An 18,647-nucleotide genomic window follows, 5' to 3' on the forward strand; every position below is an offset into this window, starting at 1 on the left:
GCTGGGGAGAGGGAATCATTCGGTTTCCCCCTCTCCCCGGCAGAGAGAGCAGGGGAGAGGGAATCATTCGGTTTCCCCCCTCTCCCTTCCAGGGAGAGGGCCGGGGTGAGGGTCATTTATCACTAAGTGAGGCATGTATGTCCGTACTCGATCTTAACGCTCTGAACGCCCTTCCTAAGGTCGAACGCGTCATGGCGCTCGCCGAAGTGAACGCTCAGCTGGAAAAACTTAGCGCGCAGCAGCGTGTCACCTGGGCGCTGGAAAACCTGCCCGGTGAGTTTGTCCTCTCGTCCAGCTTTGGCATTCAGGCCGCCGTATGCCTGCATCTGGTCACGCAGCAGCGCCCCGATATCCCGGTGATCCTGACCGATACCGGCTATCTGTTCCCGGAAACCTACCGGTTTATCGACGATCTGACCGACAAGCTGAAGCTGAACCTGCAGGTGTTTCGTGCGACCGAAAGCCCGGCATGGCAGGAAGCGCGCTACGGCAAACTTTGGGAGCAGGGCGTGGAAGGTATTGAGCGCTACAACGACATCAACAAAGTTGAGCCGATGAACCGCGCCCTGAAAACGCTGGAGGCAAAAACCTGGTTTGCTGGTCTGCGTCGCGAACAGTCCGGTAGCCGTGCCAATTTACCGGTGCTGGCGGTACAACGCGAAGTCTTTAAAATTTTGCCGATCATCGACTGGGATAACCGCACGGTATATCAGTACCTGACCGAGCACGGGCTTACGTATCATCCGCTGTGGGATCAGGGCTATCTTTCCGTCGGCGATACCCACACCACGCGTAAGTGGGAGCCGGGCATGGCAGAAGAAGAAACCCGGTTCTTTGGCCTGAAGCGCGAGTGCGGCTTGCACGAATGACTACTCCCTCACCTGAACGGCGAGGGAACATCATTTTTTGGCCTTCGCCAACTCTTTCACCAGCGGCAGCAAAACGCGCACCGTGTCATGGCTGCGGCGCTTAATTCTGCCCGGCAGCGCTTTATCCAGATAGTCGAGGTTGTCGATAGTCGCGTTATGCCAGCTGGTGCCGTTTGGGAACGCCTTGTTTTTACCGCGCTGCTGGTAACCGTCTTTCGCTCCCAGCGTCCAGTTGCTTGCCTCGACGGAAAGCACCGGAATACCTGCCTTATCAAAAGGCTCTGCATCGCCGCAGCAGCCGGTGCCTTTCGGGAATTTCGCATTCAATCCTGGATTGCTGGTAGCCTGAATCCCTGCGCGGTGCGCAAGAGTCAGCGCCCGGTCGCGGGTCAGTTTGCGCACGGCCGCAGGCGTTGATACTCCGCTATTGAAATAAAGCTTATCGCCCACGATCAGGCTATCAAGGTTGATAACCAGCAGCGTGTTGGCCTGCTCTTCTTTACTCATGCGCTGCAGGATGTTCTTCGCACCCAGCGAGCCAATCTCTTCTCCGCTGGTGGCAATAAAGCGGATGCCATAGCGGGTAGGTATATCTTTCAGGCGTTCGGCCAGCTCCAGCATGACGCCGAGACCGGAAGCATTATCGTCCACGCCCTGCAGCGTCAGGCCGCCGAGGTTATTGTCCACGTCTTTATCGCTCAGCGGCGTATAGGTATCCAGATGCGCCATGATAATGATTTGCTGCGGCAGCTTACCTTCGCGGGCGGCAATCACGCTGCTGGTGGTGACGTTATGCCAGTTTTGATGGCCCGCTTTCGTGGTGTAAAGGTAGCGGGTATTAAACTGACGAATATCGCTCTGGTAACCCCAACTTTTAAATTGCTGCTGAAGATAGTCTGCGGCCAGCATTTCGGCCGGGCTGCCGGTCATTCGGCCAGGAAAATAAGTGGCGATGTGGCGGGTTTGCTGGTCGGCAATATCGCCTTGCTGCGTGGTCTTCGCTACGGCGGGAAAACTAAAGCACGCGCCCAGTGCCAGGCAAATCACCGAGCGGCGCAATGCGGAAAACATAGTACGTCCTTATTCATCTTTATTAGTCGGAAGTTTTAAGCACCGTTAGTATGAAACTGTGAGCCAGGTTAAACAATTTCATTTGCTCTTAAACCCGCGAAAAAACGGCAGGTTAAGCACATTTTGTTGTTAGCTTTGCCGGGGCGTTATTCTTTTCGGGAACTAGTCATTCCAATTCGTAATTTCATAACAAATAAGCCCAAGACTTATAGTCCCCTTAGATTAAATCTCAAGCGGCTGCGATGAACGGCCGCGGCGCATCTGCTTAAGGGAAGGTTATGGACCAGAAAAGACTCACTCACTTGCGGCAACTGGAGGCTGAAAGCATCCATATTATCCGCGAGGTCGCTGCCGAATTTTCTAATCCGGTGATGATGTATTCCATTGGTAAAGACTCTTCGGTCATGCTGCATTTGGCCCGTAAAGCTTTCTACCCTGGTACGCTACCGTTCCCGCTATTGCACGTTGACACCGGCTGGAAATTCCGCGAAATGTACGAATTCCGTGACCGCACGGCGAAAGCCTACGGCTGCGATCTTATCGTGCATCGCAATCCTGAAGGCGTGGCGATGGGCATCAACCCATTTATTCACGGCAGCGCCAAACATACCGACATCATGAAAACCGAAGGCCTTAAGCAGGCGCTGAATAAATACGGTTTTGACGCGGCCTTTGGCGGCGCACGTCGTGACGAAGAGAAGTCGCGCGCGAAAGAGCGTATTTATTCCTTCCGCGATCGCTTTCACCGCTGGGATCCGAAAAACCAGCGCCCTGAGCTGTGGCACAACTACAACGGCCAGATTAACAAAGGCGAAAGCATTCGCGTGTTCCCGCTCTCTAACTGGACCGAGCTGGATATCTGGCAGTACATCTACCTGGAAAATATCGACATCGTTCCGCTGTATCTTGCGGCTCCGCGCCCGGTGCTGGAGCGTGACGGCATGCTGATGATGATTGACGACGATCGCATCGATCTGCAGCCGGGCGAAGTGATTGAACAACGTATGGTGCGCTTCCGTACCCTGGGCTGTTGGCCGCTGACCGGCGCGGTGGAATCTACCGCGCAGACGCTGCCGGAGATCATCGAAGAGATGCTGGTTTCCACCACCAGTGAACGCCAGGGACGCATGATTGACCGCGACCAGGCCGGCTCCATGGAGCTGAAAAAACGCCAGGGTTATTTCTAAGGAGCCGCCAGATGAACACCACTATTGCACAACAAATCGCTGACGAAGGCGGCGTAGAAGCCTATCTGCACGCGCAGCAGCACAAAAGCCTGCTGCGGTTTTTGACCTGCGGCAGCGTCGATGACGGCAAAAGCACGTTGATTGGCCGCCTGCTGCACGACACGCGCCAGATTTATGAGGATCAGCTCTCTTCGCTGCACACCGACAGTAAACGTCACGGCACCCAGGGCGAGAAACTCGACTTAGCGTTGCTGGTGGATGGCCTGCAGGCTGAACGTGAGCAGGGCATTACCATTGACGTGGCCTATCGCTATTTCTCCACCGAGAAGCGCAAATTTATCATCGCCGACACGCCGGGGCACGAACAGTACACCCGCAATATGGCGACCGGCGCATCAACCTGTGACCTGGCGATCCTGCTGATCGACGCCCGTAAAGGCGTGTTGGATCAAACCCGTCGTCACAGCTTTATCTCCACGCTGCTGGGGATCAAACATCTGGTGGTGGCGATCAACAAGATGGATCTGGTGGCGTTCAGCGAGCAGACCTTCGAGCAGATCAAACAGGATTACCTGACCTTCGCCCAGCAGCTGCCGGCGGACCTGGATATTCGCTTCGTGCCGCTTTCCGCGCTGGAAGGGGATAACGTGGCAAGCTCCAGCAGCCAGATGCCGTGGTACAGCGGCCCGACGCTGCTCGAAGTGCTGGAAACGGTAGAAATTACTCGCAGCGTGGAGCAGCAGCCAATGCGCTTCCCGGTGCAGTACGTTAACCGTCCCAATCTGGACTTCCGTGGCTACGCGGGGACGCTGGCTTCGGGCACCGTCAGCGTCGGCCAGCGCGTCAAAGTGCTGCCGTCCGGCGTGGAGTCGAACATCGCCCGAATCGTGACTTTTGATGGAGATTTGCAACAAGCCGGCGCGGGCGAAGCGATAACCCTGGTGCTGAAAGATGAAATTGATATCAGCCGGGGCGACCTGCTGGTTGATTCCGGTGAATCACTGGCCGCGGTACAGAGCGCTAAAGTGGATGTGGTATGGATGGCGGAGCAGCCGCTGGTGCCGGGGCAGAGCTTTGATATCAAGATCGCCGGGAAGAAAACCCGCGCGCGCGTCGACAATATTCAGTACCAGGTTGAGATTAACTCTCTGACTCAGCGCGTGGTGGAAAGCCTGCCGCTGAACGGCATTGGGCTGGTGGATTTGACCTTCGATGAGCCGCTGGTGCTCGACAAATATCAGACCAATCCGGTGACCGGCGGGCTGATTTTCATCGATCGCCTGAGCAACGTGACCGTGGGCGCAGGCATGGTGCGTGAGCCGCAGGAAGATGTTTATCAGGAACCTTCGGCATACGGTGCGTTTGAACTTGAGCTTAATGCTCTGGTGCGTCGCCACTTTCCACACTGGGGCGCGCGTGACCTGCTGGGAGGCAAGTAATGGCCGACCATGATGAAAACGTGGTCTGGCATGCTCACCCCGTTACGCGTGAGCAGCGTGAAGCTTTGCACAAGCACCGCGGGGCGGTGCTGTGGTTTACCGGCTTGTCCGGCTCCGGGAAATCAACCGTGGCCGGCGCGCTCGAACAGGAATTGCATAAACTTGGCGTAAGCACCTACTTACTCGACGGCGACAACGTGCGCCACGGGTTATGCAGTGACCTGGGCTTTAGCGATGCAGACCGTAAAGAAAACATCCGGCGGGTAGGTGAAGTTGCCGGCCTGATGGTGGACGCGGGCCTTGTCGTGCTCAGCGCGTTTATCTCGCCGCACCGTGCCGAAAGGCAAATGGTACGCGAACGCGCCGGAGAGGGGCGCTTCTACGAAGTGTTTGTGGATACGCCGCTGGCGATTTGCGAAACCCGCGATCCTAAAGGGCTGTACAAGAAGGCTCGGGCAGGGGAATTAAAGAATTTTACCGGTATTGATTCGGCGTATGAGGCGCCGCTACAGGCGGAAATACACTTAGACGGCGAACAATTAGTAACAAATTTAGTGGCCCAAATATTAGACCTGCTGCGTCGTGACGATATCATCAATTGCTGAAGACGCCCGGAAGCACAACGCTTCCGGCCATCAGGGTTATGAAATCAGTTATGCGCAACAGCACGAATATCGTTATTTCTCAGGCTGAACCCAGCCCGACGGTCGAGGAAACAACCTGGTCATTGCCCGGGGCGTTTATCGGCTTTTTGTCGTGGCTGATGGCGCTAGGCATTCCCTTTTTGGTCTACGGCCCTAACACGCTGTTTTTCTTCCTCTACACGTGGCCATTTTTCCTGGCGCTGATGCCGGTCGCGGTGGTGGTGGGGATAGCGTTGCACTCCATTTTGCGCGGCAGGCTGCTGTTTAGCTGCCTGGCTACGCTGCTCTCCGTCGCGCTGATGTTCGGCGTACTCTTTATGTGGCTAATGGGTTAGCCGTGCCTAACTGCGTCAAACCGTAACAGACTATTTTTGGGCAACGTTAAGCTAAACTTGCTGCAATCGCGCATGAATGCGCGTTATGTGGTAAATTCTGGCGCGATTTGGCGGGCAGGGTTGCTTGCCATTGTGGAGTCGACGAAAAAGTTGTGGGATGATTGTGCCGTTTTTCAGGGGGCAGGATGGGTAAACTAACGCTGCTGTTGCTGGCCTTGCTGGTCTGGCTTCAGTATTCGCTGTGGTTCGGAAAAAACGGCGTACACGATTACACGCGCGTCAGCGAAGATGTCGCTGCGCAGCAGGCAACCAATGCCAAATTAAAATCTCGCAACGATCAGCTTTTTGCCGAAATTGACGACCTCAACGGTGGCCAGGAAGCGATTGAAGAGCGCGCTCGCAACGAACTCAGCATGACCAGGCCGGGGGAGACTTTTTATCGCCTGGTGCCGGAAGCCTCCAAACGCGCAGCCAACGGTAATCCCCCTAACGCCGGGCAAAATAATCGATAACTCAGCATAAGTGAAAGGCATGGCAGACTCCTCCCAGGACGTAATTGCCGTGATACCGGCCGCCGGTATCGGCAGCCGTATGCAAACGGAATGTCCTAAGCAGTACCTACACATCGGCGACAAAACGATTCTCGAACACGCGGTGGCTAGCCTGATGGCGCACCCGCGCGTGGGCCAGACGATCGTCGCTGTCAGCCCCAACGATGCTTACTTTTCTTCTCTGCCGCTGGCCTCCGATCCTCGCGTCACCGTGGTGACGGGCGGGAAACAGCGTGCGGATTCCGTTCTGGCTGGCCTGCAGGCCGCAGGCGATGCGAAATGGGTGCTGGTTCACGACGCTGCGCGCCCCTGTCTGCACCCGGACGACCTCGAAAATCTGCTGGCGATTACCGCTACCAGCAAAGTCGGCGGCATTTTGGCCGCTCCGGTTCGCGACACCATGAAGCGAGGCGAGCCCGGTAAAGCGCTGATAGCGCATACGGTAGATCGTGAAGATCTCTGGCATGCCCTTACGCCGCAGCTGTTCCCTCTCGAACTTTTGCGCAGCTGTCTGCTGCGCGCGCTGGATGAAGGCGCCACCATCACCGATGAAGCCTCGGCCCTTGAATATTGCGGCTTTCATCCAGAACTGATTAGCGCTCGGGCTGATAATATCAAGGTGACTCGCCCTGAAGATCTGGCGCTGGCGGCTTTCTATCTTACGCGGTTAACCCAAACGGAGAATTTATAATGCGTATCGGACATGGTTTTGATGTTCATGCTTTTGGCGGTGAAGGCCCGATTATTATTGGCGGCGTTCGTGTCCCGTTCGAAAAAGGGCTGCTGGCCCATTCTGATGGCGACGTTGCCCTGCATGCCCTGACCGATGCGCTGCTGGGTGCCGCCGCGCTGGGAGATATCGGCAAGCTGTTCCCGGACACCGATCCTGCCTTCAAAGGTGCGGACAGCCGCGAACTGCTGCGCGAAGCGTGGCGTCGCATTCAGGCTAAAGGTTTTACGCTTGGGAACGTCGACGTGACGATTATCGCTCAGGCACCGAAAATGGCTCCGCACATCCCGCAGATGCGCGTGTTTATCGCCGAAGATCTCGGCTGCCATATGGATGACGTCAACGTTAAAGCGACCACCACCGAGAAGCTCGGCTTTACCGGGCGTGGGGAAGGTATTGCCTGTGAAGCCGTGGCGCTGCTGCATAAGGCCAGCAAGTAATGGATATGCAAAACCTGACCTGGCTGCACGGTAAGCCGCAGGGCAGCGGCGTTATCAAGGCCAGCCCTGAAGACTTCGTGGTGATTGAAGATTTGGGCTTTGGCCCCGACGGCGACGGTGAGCATCTGCTGCTGCGAATTCTGAAAAGCGGCTGCAATACGCGTTTTGTCGCCGATGCGCTGGCGAAATTCCTCAAAGTCCATGCTCGCGAAGTCAGCTTTGCCGGGCAGAAAGACAAACATGCCGTGACCGAGCAGTGGTTCTGCGTCCGCCTCCCGGGCAAAGAGATGCCTGATATGAGCGCCTTTGCGCTCGAAGGTTGCCAGGTGCTGGAGTTTGCCCGCCACCGCCGCAAGCTGCGTTTGGGCGCGCTGCAAGGGAACCGCTTTACCCTCGTCCTGCGCGAAGTCAGCGATCGTAGCGAACTGGAGCAGCGCCTGCAGGCCGTGGCGCAGCAGGGCGTGCCTAACTATTTCGGCAGCCAGCGTTTTGGTATTGGCGGTAACAACCTGCATCAGGCGAAGCGCTGGGCGGAGAGTAATGCGCCGCTGCGAGACAGAAATAAACGCAGTTTTTGGTTGTCGGCAGCACGCAGCGCGTTGTTTAATCAGATTGTTAGCCAGCGCCTGAAAAAACCAGACTTTAATCAAGTTGTTGATGGCGATGCGCTACAATTGGCAGGACGCGGCAGCTGGTTTGTGGCGACCCCGGAAGAACTCCCAACCCTGCAACAGCGAGTAGATGACGGCGAACTGCTGATCACGGCTTCGCTGCCGGGTGACGGCGAGTGGGGAACGCAAAACGCAGCGCTGGCTTTTGAGCAACAATGCGTGGCGGAAGAAGATGTCCTGCTGGGCTTGTTGAAGCGTGAACGCGTGGAAGCTGCGCGCCGGGCGATGCTGGTTCAGCCTAAAGCGCTGAGCTGGAACTGGTGGGATGATGTGACCGTCGAGCTGAATTTCTGGCTGCCGGCGGGAAGCTTTGCCACCAGCGTTGTCAGGGAACTCATGAACACAGCGGGTGATTATGCGAATATTGCTGAGTAACGATGACGGAGTCCAGGCCCCTGGCATTCAGGTGCTGGCGGAGGCGTTGCGTGAATTTGCCGAGGTGCAGGTGGTTGCCCCGGACAGAAACCGCAGCGGCGCATCTAACTCGCTGACGCTCGAGTCATCGCTAAGAACCTTTACCCTCGCCAACGGAGATATCTCCGTGCAGATGGGCACGCCGACGGACTGCGTCTATCTCGGCGTGAATGCTTTGATGCACCCCCGGCCAGACATTGTGGTGTCGGGCATTAACGCCGGGCCTAATCTCGGCGACGACGTTATCTATTCCGGTACCGTTGCGGCCGCGACGGAAGGGCGTCATTTAGGGCTTCCGGCACTTGCCGTTTCGCTCGATGGCCACCAGCACTATGAAACGGCGGCGGCGGTAACCTGTTCTATTCTTCGGGCGCTGGCTCGCGAGCCGCTGCGCACCGGGCGCATTCTTAACATCAACGTCCCCGACCTGCCGCTCGATCAAATCAAAGGCATTCGCGTTACCCGCTGCGGCAGCCGTCATCCGTCAGACCAGGTTATTCGCCAGCAAGATCCGCGCGGCAACACGGTGTACTGGATTGGCCCGCCGGGAGAAAAACTGGATGCGGCGCCGGACACCGACTTTGCTGCCGTCGACGAAGGCTACGTTTCGGTGACCCCGCTGCACGTCGATTTAACCGCACATAGCGCCCATGAAGTCGTTGGCCACTGGCTGGAAAAGGCCGGAGTTGAGGCGCAATGGTAAGCAGACGCGTACAAACCCTTCTCGATCAGCTTCGTGCCCAGGGCATCAAGAACGAACAGGTTCTTGAGGCTATCGCGCAGGTGCCGCGCGAGAAGTTTGTCGACGAAGCGTTTGAACACAAAGCCTGGGAAAATACCGCGTTACCTATTGGGTCTGGTCAGACTATCTCTCAGCCGTATATGGTGGCGAGGATGACGGAATTGCTGGAGCTGACGGAGCATTCAAAGGTGCTGGAGATTGGCACCGGCTCGGGTTACCAGACCGCAATTCTGGCGCATCTGGTGGGGCATGTTTGCTCCGTAGAGCGCATCAAAGGGCTGCAATGGCACGCCAGACGTCGCCTGAAGCAGCTCGATTTACACAATATTTCGACCCGTCACGGCGATGGCTGGCAGGGCTGGCAGGCGAAAGCCCCGTTTGACGCTATTATTGTGACGGCGGCCCCGCCGGAAATTCCGACTGCGCTACTGTCGCAGCTGGACGAAGGCGGCATTCTTGTTTTACCCGTGGGCGACGACCAGCAGTTTTTAAAACGCGTCCGTCGCCACGGAGACGAATTTTCAATCGACACGGTAGAAGCTGTTCGCTTTGTGCCCTTAGTGCCCGGCGAATTAGCATAACCCGGAAATATCCGGTTTTCTTGCTGTTGATTCGGCGTAACGTAGCCGAATTCAGCAAAAGCTGGCGTGGTTTACGCCGCTTTTCTACAGTGTTTTCATGAATATCTGGTTGTTATCATTTTGGGGGATAAATGAGCGCGGGAAGCCCAACTTTCACTTTACGCCGGGCGGCGGTGTTGACGCTAACCAGCCTTTGGCTGGCAGGCTGTACGAGCAATAATAACACCCAGGCACCGATCAGTTCCGTTGGCGGCAACGGCAATGCTTCAGGCTCTTCAACCGGCAGCCTGCTGGTGACTAAGCCACCGACAATGTCTACCTCTACCCCGGTTCAGCAACCGCAGATTCAACCGGTTCAGCCCGTTCAGCAGCCGCAAATCCAGCCCGTTCGTCAGCCTCAGGCCCAGCCCGTCGCCTCCGAACCTGTGCATACGGAAAATGGCCGCATCGTCTACAACCGCCAGTATGGGAATATTCCCAAAGGCAGCTATGCGGGCGGCAGCACCTACACCGTTAAGCGCGGCGACACCCTGTTCTATATTGCGTGGATTACCGGGAACGACTTCCGTGACCTGGCCCAGCGTAACAACGTAGCGGCACCGTATGGTCTCGAGGTGGGGCAAACTCTTCAGGTGGGCAACGCATCCGGGACGCCAATCACCGGTGGCAATGCGGTGACCGCGGCCGATGCCCGCGCGCAGGGCGTGACTACGCCAGTTGAACAAAACTCGACCAGGGTAGTTGCTTCTAAACCGACAATTACGTATTCTGAGGATTCAGGTGAACAGAGTGCTACCAAAATGTTACCGGGCAATAAGCCAGCTGAGACTGTCGTCACAGCACCGGTTACGGCACCTGTGGTTAGCTCTACCGAACCTACCGTCAGCAGTACGTCTAACAGCTCGCCAATCTCGACCTGGCGCTGGCCGACCGACGGTAAGATCATCGAGAACTTTGCGGCGACCGAAGGGGGCAACAAAGGTATCGATATCGCCGGCAGTAAAGGACAGGCAATTATCGCGACTGCCGCAGGGCGCGTGGTATATGCCGGTAACGCACTGCGCGGTTACGGTAATCTAATCATCATCAAACACAACGATGATTATCTGAGTGCCTACGCCCATAACGATACAATGCTGGTCCGGGAACAAGAAGAAGTTAAGGCGGGGCAAAAAATCGCTACCATGGGTAGCACCGGAACCAGTTCTACACGATTGCATTTTGAAATTCGTTACAAGGGGAAATCCGTAAACCCGCTGCGTTATTTGCCGCAGCGATAAACCGGCAAGACATTCATTGAGTGTATTGCCCAGGGATCACGGGTAGGAGCCACCTTATGAGTCAGAATACGCTGAAAGTTAACGAGTTAAACGAAGACGCGGAATATGATGAGAACGGAGTTGAGGCTTTTGACGAAAAAGCCCTTGTAGAAGAGGAACCCAGTGATAACGACCTTGCAGAAGAAGAGCTGTTGTCACAGGGTGCTACACAGCGTGTACTGGATGCGACTCAGCTTTATCTTGGAGAGATCGGTTACTCTCCATTATTAACAGCCGAAGAAGAAGTTTACTTTGCTCGCCGCGCACTGCGCGGTGATGTAGCCTCCCGCCGACGCATGATCGAAAGTAACCTGCGTCTGGTGGTCAAGATTGCCCGTCGTTACAGCAATCGCGGTCTGGCTTTGCTGGATCTGATTGAAGAGGGTAACCTGGGGCTTATTCGTGCCGTTGAGAAGTTCGATCCAGAACGTGGATTCCGTTTCTCAACGTACGCCACATGGTGGATTCGTCAGACCATCGAACGGGCAATCATGAACCAAACCCGTACGATTCGCCTGCCGATTCACATTGTGAAAGAGCTGAACGTTTACCTGCGTACCGCTCGCGAACTCTCCCATAAGCTCGACCACGAGCCGAGTGCGGAAGAGATTGCCGAGCAGCTGGATAAACCGGTTGATGACGTTAGCCGTATGCTGCGTCTCAACGAGCGCATTACCTCGGTAGACACCCCATTGGGCGGTGACTCTGAGAAAGCGCTGCTGGATATCCTCGCGGACGAGAAAGACAACGGACCGGAAGACACCACGCAAGACGATGATATGAAACAGAGCATCGTGAAGTGGTTGTTCGAACTGAACGCTAAGCAGCGTGAAGTGCTGGCTCGTCGTTTTGGTCTGCTGGGTTATGAAGCTGCAACGCTGGAAGATGTGGGTCGTGAAATCGGCCTGACTCGTGAACGCGTTCGTCAGATTCAGGTTGAAGGCCTGCGCCGTCTGCGTGAAATCCTGCAGACTCAGGGGCTGAACCTCGAAGCGCTGTTCCGCGAATAACAAAGTTTCCATCAAAAAGGCCAGTCAGCGATGACTGGCCTTTTTCTTTTGCCTTCCGCAACGGGGAGGGGAACTACACCAGGCTCTTCAGCCGGTAAATCCACTCCAGCGCCTGGCGAGGAGAGAGCGAGTCCGGGTCCAGATTTTCCAGCGCTTCAACGGCCGGAGATGTCTCTTCTGCCGCAACCAGCAGCGACATTTGCGTGCCGTCTACCTGGCTTGCTGACGCATTGCCTGAAATGCTCTCCAGCTCGCGGAGCTTCTGGCGCGCACGTTTAATCACGTCTTTTGGCACGCCCGCCAGCGCGGCGACGGCCAGGCCATAGCTCTTGCTGGCCGCACCGTCCTGCACGCTGTGCATAAAGGCGATGGTATCGCCGTGCTCCACGGCGTCCAGATGCACGTTAGCCACGCCTTCCATTTTTTCCGGCAGCGTGGTCAGCTCGAAGTAGTGGGTAGCGAATAACGTGAGTGACTTGATACGGTTTGCCAGGCTTTCGGCGCAGGCCCAGGCCAGCGACAGCCCGTCATAGGTCGATGTCCCTCGGCCTATCTCATCCATCAGCACCAGACTGTGCTCCGTGGCGTTGTGCAGAATGTTGGCGGTTTCGGTCATTTCGACCATGAAGGTTGAGCGGCCCGAAGCCAGATCATCAGCGGCGCCCACGCGCGTAAATATGCGGTCCACAGGCCCAATTTCTGCCTGCTGTGCCGGCACAAAGCTGCCGATATAGGCCAGCAGCGCAATGAGCGCGGTCTGGCGCATATAGGTACTTTTACCGCCCATATTTGGGCCGGTAATAATCAGCATTCTGCGCTGAGGAGAAAGGGTCAGTGGGTTAGCGATAAACGGCTCACTGAGCACCTGCTCCACCACCGGATGGCGACCGCCGACCAGTTTAATACCGGGTTTGTCTGTCAACGTTGGGCAGGTGTAGTTCAGGGTATAAGCACGTTCGGCCAGGTTCACCAGCACGTCCAGCTCCGCCAGCGCGGTGGCGCTTTTTTGCAGCGCTTCCAGGTGCGGTAGCAGCAAATCAAACAGCTGGTCATAAAGCTGTTTCTCCAGCGCCAGCGCCTTGCCTTTGGAGGTCAGTACCTTGTCTTCGTATTCTTTCAGCTCGGGAATAATGTAGCGCTCGGCGTTTTTCAGCGTCTGGCGGCGAACATAGTTGATCGGCACCAGGTGGCTTTGACCGCGGCTGACCTGAATGTAGTAGCCGTGCACGGCGTTAAAACCGACCTTCAGCGTATCCAGGCCCAGGCGCTCGCGCTCGCGAATCTCCAGGCGATCCAGGTAGTCAGTCGCGCCGTCGGCCAGGGCTCGCCACTCGTCCAGCTCTTCATTGTAGCCCGGTGCGATTACGCCCCCGTCACGCACCAGCACCGGCGGTGATTCGATAACCGCGTGTTCCAGTAGCTCACGCAGCTCCACAAATTCGCCCATTTGCTCGCGCAGGGTTTGCACATAGTCGGTGCTAACGTCAGACAGCGTTTCGCGCAGCGCGGGCAACTGCTGGAAGGCATAGCGCATACGTGCGAGGTCGCGCGGGCGAGCGGTGCGCAGGGCCAGGCGGGCGAGAATACGCTCAAGGTCGCCGACCTGGCGCAGCGTTGGCTGAATTTCCGCGGTACGTTCCTGCAGGGCGGCAATAGTTTGCTGACGTTTGGTAAGCACATCGACGTTGCGCACCGGCATATGAAGCCAGCGTTTGAGCATACGGCTGCCCATCGGCGTGACGGTGCAGTCCAGCACCGAGGCCAGCGTGTTCTCCACGCCGCCGGACAGGTTCTGGGTTATCTCCAGGTTACGTCGGGTGGCGGCATCCATAATGATGCTGTCCTGCTGCCGGTCCATGGTCACGGAGCGAATATGCGGCAGAGAAGTGCGCTGGGTATCTTTCACGTACTGCAACAGGCACCCGGCGGCGCAAAGCGCATGGTGGGCGTTCTCGACGCCGAAGCCGGTCAAATCACGCGTACCGAACTGCAAATTCATTTGCTGGCGTGCGGTTTCAATCTCGAATTCCCAAAGCGGGCGGCGGCGCAGGCCGCGGCGGCCATCAATCAGGCTCATCTCCGCGAAGTTTTCCGCATACAGCAGCTCTGCCGGATTGGTGCGCTGAAGCTCAGCCGCCATGGTTTCGCGGTCTTCTGGCTCAGTAAGGCGGAAGCGCCCGGAACTGATGTCCAGCGTGGCATAACCAAAGCTTTTGCTGTCCTGCCAGATAGCCGCCAGCAGGTTGTCCTGGCGCTCCTGTAGCAGCGCTTCATCGCTGATGGTGCCCGGCGTGACGATACGCACAACTTTACGCTCAACCGGCCCTTTAGAGGTAGCCGGGTCGCCAACCTGCTCGCAGATAGCGACTGACTCACCGAGATTGACCAGCTTCGCCAGGTAGTTTTCTACCGCGTGATGCGGCACACCGGCCATCGGAATAGGTTCACCGGCGGAAGCACCCCGCTTGGTCAGCGAGATATCCAGCAGCTGAGAGGCGCGCTTTGCGTCGTCATAGAACAGCTCGTAAAAGTCACCCATGCGGTAAAACAGCAGGATGTCACGGTGCTCGGATTTGAGACGCAGATACTGCTGCATCATGGGAGTGTGTGAGTCTAAATTTTCTATTGTACTCATCGGCTTGTGATGTCCATTCTATTAAATTTTAATGAGTTAGTGTTTTTTATGGTTATCATTAGGTTTCACGTTGTCTCATCGGATATCATGAAATCCTACATTTAAATGTAGGTTTAAGTGTAGCTTGCCAACCTATAGCCTGGTAAAATATGGGCACATACAGCGCAACCTACATTTATGTTCATGACTGCATAAGGTGCATGATAACGGAGTCTTTATGGCAGGAAAACAAGAGGGAAAGCCACTTTCGTTTAAAGCGGTAGAAATGATGAAGCCAGGCGATAAAGATAAGGCTGATGTAGGCGAAAATCGTGGCTTACGTGTCTCCTGTGGTGCAACTGGGGTTAAGTCTTTTTTCTACCGTTACACAAGTCCTCTGACTGGCAAGCTTGCTCAGGTTAAAATTGGTAACTTCCCGCAGACTTCTCTCGCCGCTGCACGTCTTAAACTCCACGAATTAAAGCTCCTCCGACAGGAAGGTCGGTGCCCTGCGACTGAACTCAAAAAAGATAAGCTCCAGCGTGCGATTGAAGCTGAACAAGCTAAGATCCCTGAATTGACCGTACAGGGATTAGTTGAACTGTATCTTACTGAACGTATTGAGGATCGTAAAACGAAGGACGGAAAGATCATACCCGGTGCCAGAAAGCCGAAAGGGCAGGCTGAGGTTCGTCGTACTCTCTATGGTGACGCTGTTAAAAGCTTAGGAACCCGGAATGCTGCTGAGATTACGCGCCAGGATGTCATTAATTTAATCAATGGCATTGTAGCTCGAGGTGCAACCGTACAGGCAGGGAATGTACTGAGGGAGCTTTCACTCGCATATGAATTTGCTATTGGCCTTGGGCGCTTTGATGACAGTTTTGCGAATCCAGCGTTGTTAGCAAAATCCAGTTTACGACAGACCAGAATCAAGCTCACAAATGGACGTGGAACACGAGTACTGAGTGAGGATGAGCTTGCTAAATTCCTTAACTGGCTTCCGGGCTCTGCTTATACGCCAACGATCAAAAACGTGCTACGTTTGACTCTCTGGACCGGTTGCCGTACCGGTGAAGTCTGCAATATGGCGTGGAAGGATGTTGATCTTGAAAAAGGCACTATCCATCTGCGAGAAACCAAAACAGGGGTAGAGCGCTACGTACAGTTATCTGATCAGGCAATCGACTTTCTCAAAGTACTACGCCTCACCTCCGATAAATACTTATTCCCTTCACAGGCGACAAAGAAGCCAATTCAGCAGAAGTACCTGACTGAAAACTCATGGCGTTTACGTGAAAGCGGTCAAATGCTTGATATACCTCACTGGACGCCGCACGATCTGCGTCGTACAGTACGAACGGGGTTATCTCGTTTGCAGTGTCCAAATGAGGTAGCAGAGGCCGTATTGGGGCATACACGTGGCGGCGTTGAAGGTATTTATAATTTGTATAAGTATGATGCTGAGTGCCGGAAGTGGTTGCAGGTGTGGGCGGATTATTTGGATGGGCTTATTTAAATTACTACTGAGATACCGAAATTTCTGCATAGGACGAAATGTATGAGAAATAACATTAGGTTCGATTTGTCTGATTACTTAATTCATTTTTTTAGAGATGTAGATTTAAATAGTGGTAGCTCTATTAACTTGCCCGAACATTGTGGGTTCAATAGCCAGCATCATGCTAATCTCATCGACGCAAGATATTTACTCAGATTGTCTTTACGTAATTATAAATTATTTGCTTCTTGGTCATATCGCAATGGTCAAAGAACTGTTTATGGTGACTCTCCTGCAGTGTGTTTTACTGATATGCCTATTGCGGCCTATTTGGATACTGGAATGAAAAGATTGGGAAGAAATGAGAAAATAGGGCTTTATGCTTTAATTTTTCCTAAATCTCATATGTTCAATGCCGGTTCGAGACCTGCAATTTATGCACTTGATAATGCTTCATCTATTACTTGGTACTCCCGTGGAGGAGATGAGCGTATTATTCATGAATCATTGCTACCTCTAATTGAACAATATAGATATGTAACATATATACCGCAAAAAGTTGACTGGACGCATGAGCGTGAATGGCGGTGGCCATATCGAGGTGATATTGATAAATACCTCAGTCAAATTAAAGAGTATGGTATTTCTGAGGATGTTGAAAGCACACCTGGACTTGATCTTAAAACAATCAATATGATAGGGGGAGGAGTAATAGTTCCATTTCGTTCTGATATTCCAGTCATAGCGCATGATATACTAACGTTAATAGATCAAGGTATTATTAATAAAGATGCTTTTAAATTTATTATAGCAATGGATAATCTGCAGTCATTGGACAGCATTTTTGAACCAGAGAAGTTGCTTTATTATATCAATGAAAATACTTTTGATTTCGACATTTTCTTTGATTTACCTGAGTCAGAAGTGAAAAGTTGTGCTAACTCTGTTATGCAATATGTAGATGATTTACTTGCGGATAAAAGCTATTTTAATACTGCTTTTCCTAAAGAGTATGGTAATGCTTGGGTCTGGATTCAGGATAATCAGTCTCCAACGGTTAGAGCATTAGTGCAGGCTGGTTTGATTAAAGTTAATAAGGAAGGTAGATATTTACTAGATATTAAATTAGGTGGAAGAGACTGGGAATTAAGGAAAAAAGAGGCGTTTGCTAGCCATGTTGCTGATTGGCTGGTCAATCGTTTTGATTTACAAGCTACGAGTTTTTCAGTCGCAGGTTCTTACGACTATGATAGGTTGCCATATTATACTGATCCATTAGAGGAACAGCACCCTTTCTATAATAATACTATAGAGATTGATTGGTGACTTCTAATGAGTTGAACGGAGGTCATGTTTTAATATTTGTTAGGTGAGCGCAAATAAATTTTAATAAATACGCATATAGAGTATTCTCCATTGGAGATAGCAGCACTAAGTATTATTGGTGCTGCTCTAATCTGAATTTATAAGTAATAGTTAATGGGATAAATGTAAGTTTCTCAATGAAATATGCCAATGATTATATGTCGACTGAAATCGTATTTTGCAAGCTGCGATGGGAATATTTCTATTAGTACTAATAGTTGGAGGGTTTACTGAATTTATAGATGCCATGAAAATTAAATTTAATAATAAATGGTGTATTTATAGAGTGAGTTGCTGGCTCAGTTAACTGATGCTTCACAAGCCAATAAATTGAGATAAATACCATTATGGCAAATGTGATAATATTTTCACAGGGCTTCCTTTTGGAATGAAATATTAATTACCTTACCCAAAAGGAACCCGAATGTTATTTAGTGATTATAACCCTGACACGTTTATATAGAACTGACCTTTACCTTCATCATTTTTTTGTATCCGGTAGGTGATTGGCAGAGAATTTTGCAGATCAGGTTTTGTGAACGTTAAATCAGCCGCACACTGATAAACGTCAAGACCTGATTCATGGCTTATTGTTCTGACATTTTCAACTGAAATCCGCACATCCTTATCCAGTGTCATGCCTTTCTCGATTGTCTTTCTTGCAATATCTACGACCAGATTTTTTGCATCATCACTACTGCATTTTGGCGTTTTTTCGCCGCAGCCAGCCAGAAAACCAGCAGCAATTAATACCAGAAGTATTGCTCTTTTCATCTATAGTTCCTTCGTAAATTAATGATACTTTTATTTCTTATTAAACAGACCATCCATTGCGCCTGCCGCAGAAGCCCCGCAGTATCCCTCGCAACCACGAGTCATAATGCTGGTCTTACCGTTTTTCAGTTCACTGATAATTGCAACACACTGGCTGGTATTGTCATTCCAGACCCAGCGACGCTTCTGGCTTTCTCCGGCAGCTATTTGCTGTGCTGTCCCCTCCATATTGCATACGCCCGAACCATCCCCCGTTGAGGCATTAATGTTGAATTCAGCATTGTCTTTTCCCGGATTCAGGGTTAGAACTGCTCCGGGTTTTACGTACTGCGCTGCTGCGACAGGTAGCGTTATGGCTGCCATCAATAAGGCCAACAGTTTTCTGTTCAT

Annotated in this window: 19 protein-coding genes; 15 read left to right on the forward strand and 4 right to left on the reverse strand. The window is 53.2% G+C overall.

Annotated elements, in window-relative coordinates; all coding sequences use genetic code 11:
* Positions 1–137 precede the first annotated feature (137 nt).
* Entirely contained in the window at positions 138–869 is a 732-nt protein-coding gene (gene cysH, locus ACE38U_RS13255; protein ID WP_375529901.1) for a phosphoadenosine phosphosulfate reductase, read from the forward strand.
* Positions 870–899: 30 nt separating this feature from the next.
* Here cysH and ACE38U_RS13260 read toward each other — a convergent pair whose 3' ends face one another.
* Entirely contained in the window at positions 900–1,940 is a 1,041-nt protein-coding gene (locus ACE38U_RS13260) for an aminopeptidase (protein ID WP_375529902.1), read from the reverse strand.
* Positions 1,941–2,218: 278 nt separating this feature from the next.
* Between ACE38U_RS13260 and cysD the strand changes: the two genes are divergently transcribed.
* The 12 genes from cysD to rpoS all read left to right on the forward strand — a co-directional run bounded on the left by cysD (position 2,219) and on the right by rpoS (position 12,003).
* Entirely contained in the window at positions 2,219–3,127 is a 909-nt protein-coding gene (cysD, locus tag ACE38U_RS13265) for a sulfate adenylyltransferase subunit CysD (RefSeq protein WP_375529903.1), read from the forward strand.
* 11 nt (positions 3,128–3,138) lie between these two features.
* Entirely contained in the window at positions 3,139–4,566 is a 1,428-nt protein-coding gene (cysN, locus tag ACE38U_RS13270) for a sulfate adenylyltransferase subunit CysN (RefSeq protein WP_176981184.1), read from the forward strand.
* Complete coding sequence (cysC, locus tag ACE38U_RS13275) at positions 4,566–5,171, forward strand: adenylyl-sulfate kinase (RefSeq protein ID WP_038479448.1); 606 nt, start codon at positions 4,566–4,568, stop codon at positions 5,169–5,171. Before cysN ends, cysC begins: the two co-directional genes overlap by 1 nt.
* Before the next feature lie 50 nt (positions 5,172–5,221).
* A complete protein-coding gene (locus ACE38U_RS13280) occupies positions 5,222–5,545 on the forward strand; it encodes a DUF3561 family protein (RefSeq protein WP_038483219.1) in 324 nt (107 codons plus the stop codon).
* A 185-nt stretch (positions 5,546–5,730) separates the two neighbouring features.
* The gene (gene ftsB, locus ACE38U_RS13285; RefSeq protein ID WP_038479451.1) at positions 5,731–6,057 is read left to right on the forward strand and encodes a cell division protein FtsB; all 327 of its coding nucleotides are present in this window, start codon (positions 5,731–5,733) and stop codon (positions 6,055–6,057) included.
* 19 nt (positions 6,058–6,076) lie between these two features.
* Entirely contained in the window at positions 6,077–6,787 is a 711-nt protein-coding gene (ispD, locus tag ACE38U_RS13290; protein WP_375529904.1) for a 2-C-methyl-D-erythritol 4-phosphate cytidylyltransferase, read from the forward strand.
* Positions 6,787–7,266 carry a 2-C-methyl-D-erythritol 2,4-cyclodiphosphate synthase gene (gene ispF / locus ACE38U_RS13295; RefSeq protein ID WP_038479457.1) on the forward strand — a complete coding sequence of 160 codons (480 nt, stop codon included), beginning with the start codon at positions 6,787–6,789 and terminating at the stop codon, positions 7,264–7,266. The genes ispD and ispF overlap by 1 nt, the downstream gene beginning before the upstream one ends.
* Positions 7,266–8,312, forward strand: coding sequence for a tRNA pseudouridine(13) synthase TruD (truD, locus tag ACE38U_RS13300; protein WP_038479460.1), 1,047 nt, complete (start codon positions 7,266–7,268; stop codon positions 8,310–8,312). The genes ispF and truD overlap by 1 nt, the downstream gene beginning before the upstream one ends.
* Positions 8,293–9,054 carry a 5'/3'-nucleotidase SurE gene (gene surE, locus ACE38U_RS13305; RefSeq protein WP_176981186.1) on the forward strand — a complete coding sequence of 254 codons (762 nt, stop codon included), beginning with the start codon at positions 8,293–8,295 and terminating at the stop codon, positions 9,052–9,054. The genes truD and surE overlap by 20 nt, the downstream gene beginning before the upstream one ends.
* Entirely contained in the window at positions 9,048–9,674 is a 627-nt protein-coding gene (locus ACE38U_RS13310) for a protein-L-isoaspartate(D-aspartate) O-methyltransferase (protein WP_038479466.1), read from the forward strand. The genes surE and ACE38U_RS13310 overlap by 7 nt, the downstream gene beginning before the upstream one ends.
* Positions 9,675–9,805: 131 nt before the next feature.
* Positions 9,806–10,954 (forward strand): murein hydrolase activator NlpD, encoded by a 1,149-nt coding sequence (gene nlpD, locus ACE38U_RS13315; protein WP_038479469.1) that lies wholly within the window; start codon positions 9,806–9,808, stop codon positions 10,952–10,954.
* Positions 10,955–11,010: 56 nt separating this feature from the next.
* Complete coding sequence (rpoS, locus tag ACE38U_RS13320; RefSeq protein WP_038479472.1) at positions 11,011–12,003, forward strand: RNA polymerase sigma factor RpoS; 993 nt, start codon at positions 11,011–11,013, stop codon at positions 12,001–12,003.
* Positions 12,004–12,076: 73 nt separating this feature from the next.
* Here the strand turns inward: rpoS and mutS are convergent, their stop codons facing one another.
* Entirely contained in the window at positions 12,077–14,638 is a 2,562-nt protein-coding gene (gene mutS / locus ACE38U_RS13325; protein WP_375529905.1) for a DNA mismatch repair protein MutS, read from the reverse strand.
* Between the two features lie 217 nt (positions 14,639–14,855).
* On the opposite strand from mutS, the gene ACE38U_RS13330 reads away from it, so the two are divergent.
* Entirely contained in the window at positions 14,856–16,136 is a 1,281-nt protein-coding gene (locus tag ACE38U_RS13330; RefSeq protein ID WP_375529906.1) for a tyrosine-type recombinase/integrase, read from the forward strand.
* 42 nt (positions 16,137–16,178) lie between these two features.
* Entirely contained in the window at positions 16,179–17,444 is a 1,266-nt protein-coding gene (locus ACE38U_RS13335) for a DUF4427 domain-containing protein (protein ID WP_375529907.1), read from the forward strand.
* 477 nt (positions 17,445–17,921) lie between these two features.
* On the opposite strand, the gene ACE38U_RS13340 is transcribed toward ACE38U_RS13335, so the two are convergent.
* Together ACE38U_RS13340 and ACE38U_RS13345 are read right to left on the reverse strand one after the other, a co-directional pair.
* Entirely contained in the window at positions 17,922–18,257 is a 336-nt protein-coding gene (locus ACE38U_RS13340; protein ID WP_375529908.1) for a hypothetical protein, read from the reverse strand.
* A gap of 30 nt (positions 18,258–18,287) precedes the next feature.
* On the reverse strand, positions 18,288–18,647 hold the full coding sequence (locus ACE38U_RS13345; protein WP_375529909.1) for an acyl-CoA dehydrogenase: 360 nt from the start codon (positions 18,645–18,647) through the stop codon (positions 18,288–18,290).

Source organism: Cedecea selenatireducens, assembly GCF_042138895.1.
Taxonomy (GTDB): Bacteria; Pseudomonadota; Gammaproteobacteria; order Enterobacterales; family Enterobacteriaceae; genus Cedecea; species Cedecea selenatireducens.

Bases quoted from the DNA above. Each gene is read 5' to 3' on its own strand.
- cysH (WP_375529901.1), top strand. From the start codon at position 138: ATGTCCGTACTCGATCTTAACGCTCTGAACGCCCTTCCTAAGGTCGAA.
- ACE38U_RS13260 (WP_375529902.1), bottom strand. From the start codon at position 1,940: ATGTTTTCCGCATTGCGCCGCTCGGTGATTTGCCTGGCACTGGGCGCG.
- cysD (WP_375529903.1), top strand. From the start codon at position 2,219: ATGGACCAGAAAAGACTCACTCACTTGCGGCAACTGGAGGCTGAAAGC.
- cysN (WP_176981184.1), top strand. From the start codon at position 3,139: ATGAACACCACTATTGCACAACAAATCGCTGACGAAGGCGGCGTAGAA.
- cysC (WP_038479448.1), top strand. From the start codon at position 4,566: ATGGCCGACCATGATGAAAACGTGGTCTGGCATGCTCACCCCGTTACG.
- ACE38U_RS13280 (WP_038483219.1), top strand. From the start codon at position 5,222: ATGCGCAACAGCACGAATATCGTTATTTCTCAGGCTGAACCCAGCCCG.
- ftsB (WP_038479451.1), top strand. From the start codon at position 5,731: ATGGGTAAACTAACGCTGCTGTTGCTGGCCTTGCTGGTCTGGCTTCAG.
- ispD (WP_375529904.1), top strand. From the start codon at position 6,077: ATGGCAGACTCCTCCCAGGACGTAATTGCCGTGATACCGGCCGCCGGT.
- ispF (WP_038479457.1), top strand. From the start codon at position 6,787: ATGCGTATCGGACATGGTTTTGATGTTCATGCTTTTGGCGGTGAAGGC.
- truD (WP_038479460.1), top strand. From the start codon at position 7,266: ATGGATATGCAAAACCTGACCTGGCTGCACGGTAAGCCGCAGGGCAGC.
- surE (WP_176981186.1), top strand. From the start codon at position 8,293: ATGCGAATATTGCTGAGTAACGATGACGGAGTCCAGGCCCCTGGCATT.
- ACE38U_RS13310 (WP_038479466.1), top strand. From the start codon at position 9,048: ATGGTAAGCAGACGCGTACAAACCCTTCTCGATCAGCTTCGTGCCCAG.
- nlpD (WP_038479469.1), top strand. From the start codon at position 9,806: ATGAGCGCGGGAAGCCCAACTTTCACTTTACGCCGGGCGGCGGTGTTG.
- rpoS (WP_038479472.1), top strand. From the start codon at position 11,011: ATGAGTCAGAATACGCTGAAAGTTAACGAGTTAAACGAAGACGCGGAA.
- mutS (WP_375529905.1), bottom strand. From the start codon at position 14,638: ATGAGTACAATAGAAAATTTAGACTCACACACTCCCATGATGCAGCAG.
- ACE38U_RS13330 (WP_375529906.1), top strand. From the start codon at position 14,856: ATGGCAGGAAAACAAGAGGGAAAGCCACTTTCGTTTAAAGCGGTAGAA.
- ACE38U_RS13335 (WP_375529907.1), top strand. From the start codon at position 16,179: ATGAGAAATAACATTAGGTTCGATTTGTCTGATTACTTAATTCATTTT.
- ACE38U_RS13340 (WP_375529908.1), bottom strand. From the start codon at position 18,257: ATGAAAAGAGCAATACTTCTGGTATTAATTGCTGCTGGTTTTCTGGCT.
- ACE38U_RS13345 (WP_375529909.1), bottom strand. From the start codon at position 18,647: ATGAACAGAAAACTGTTGGCCTTATTGATGGCAGCCATAACGCTACCT.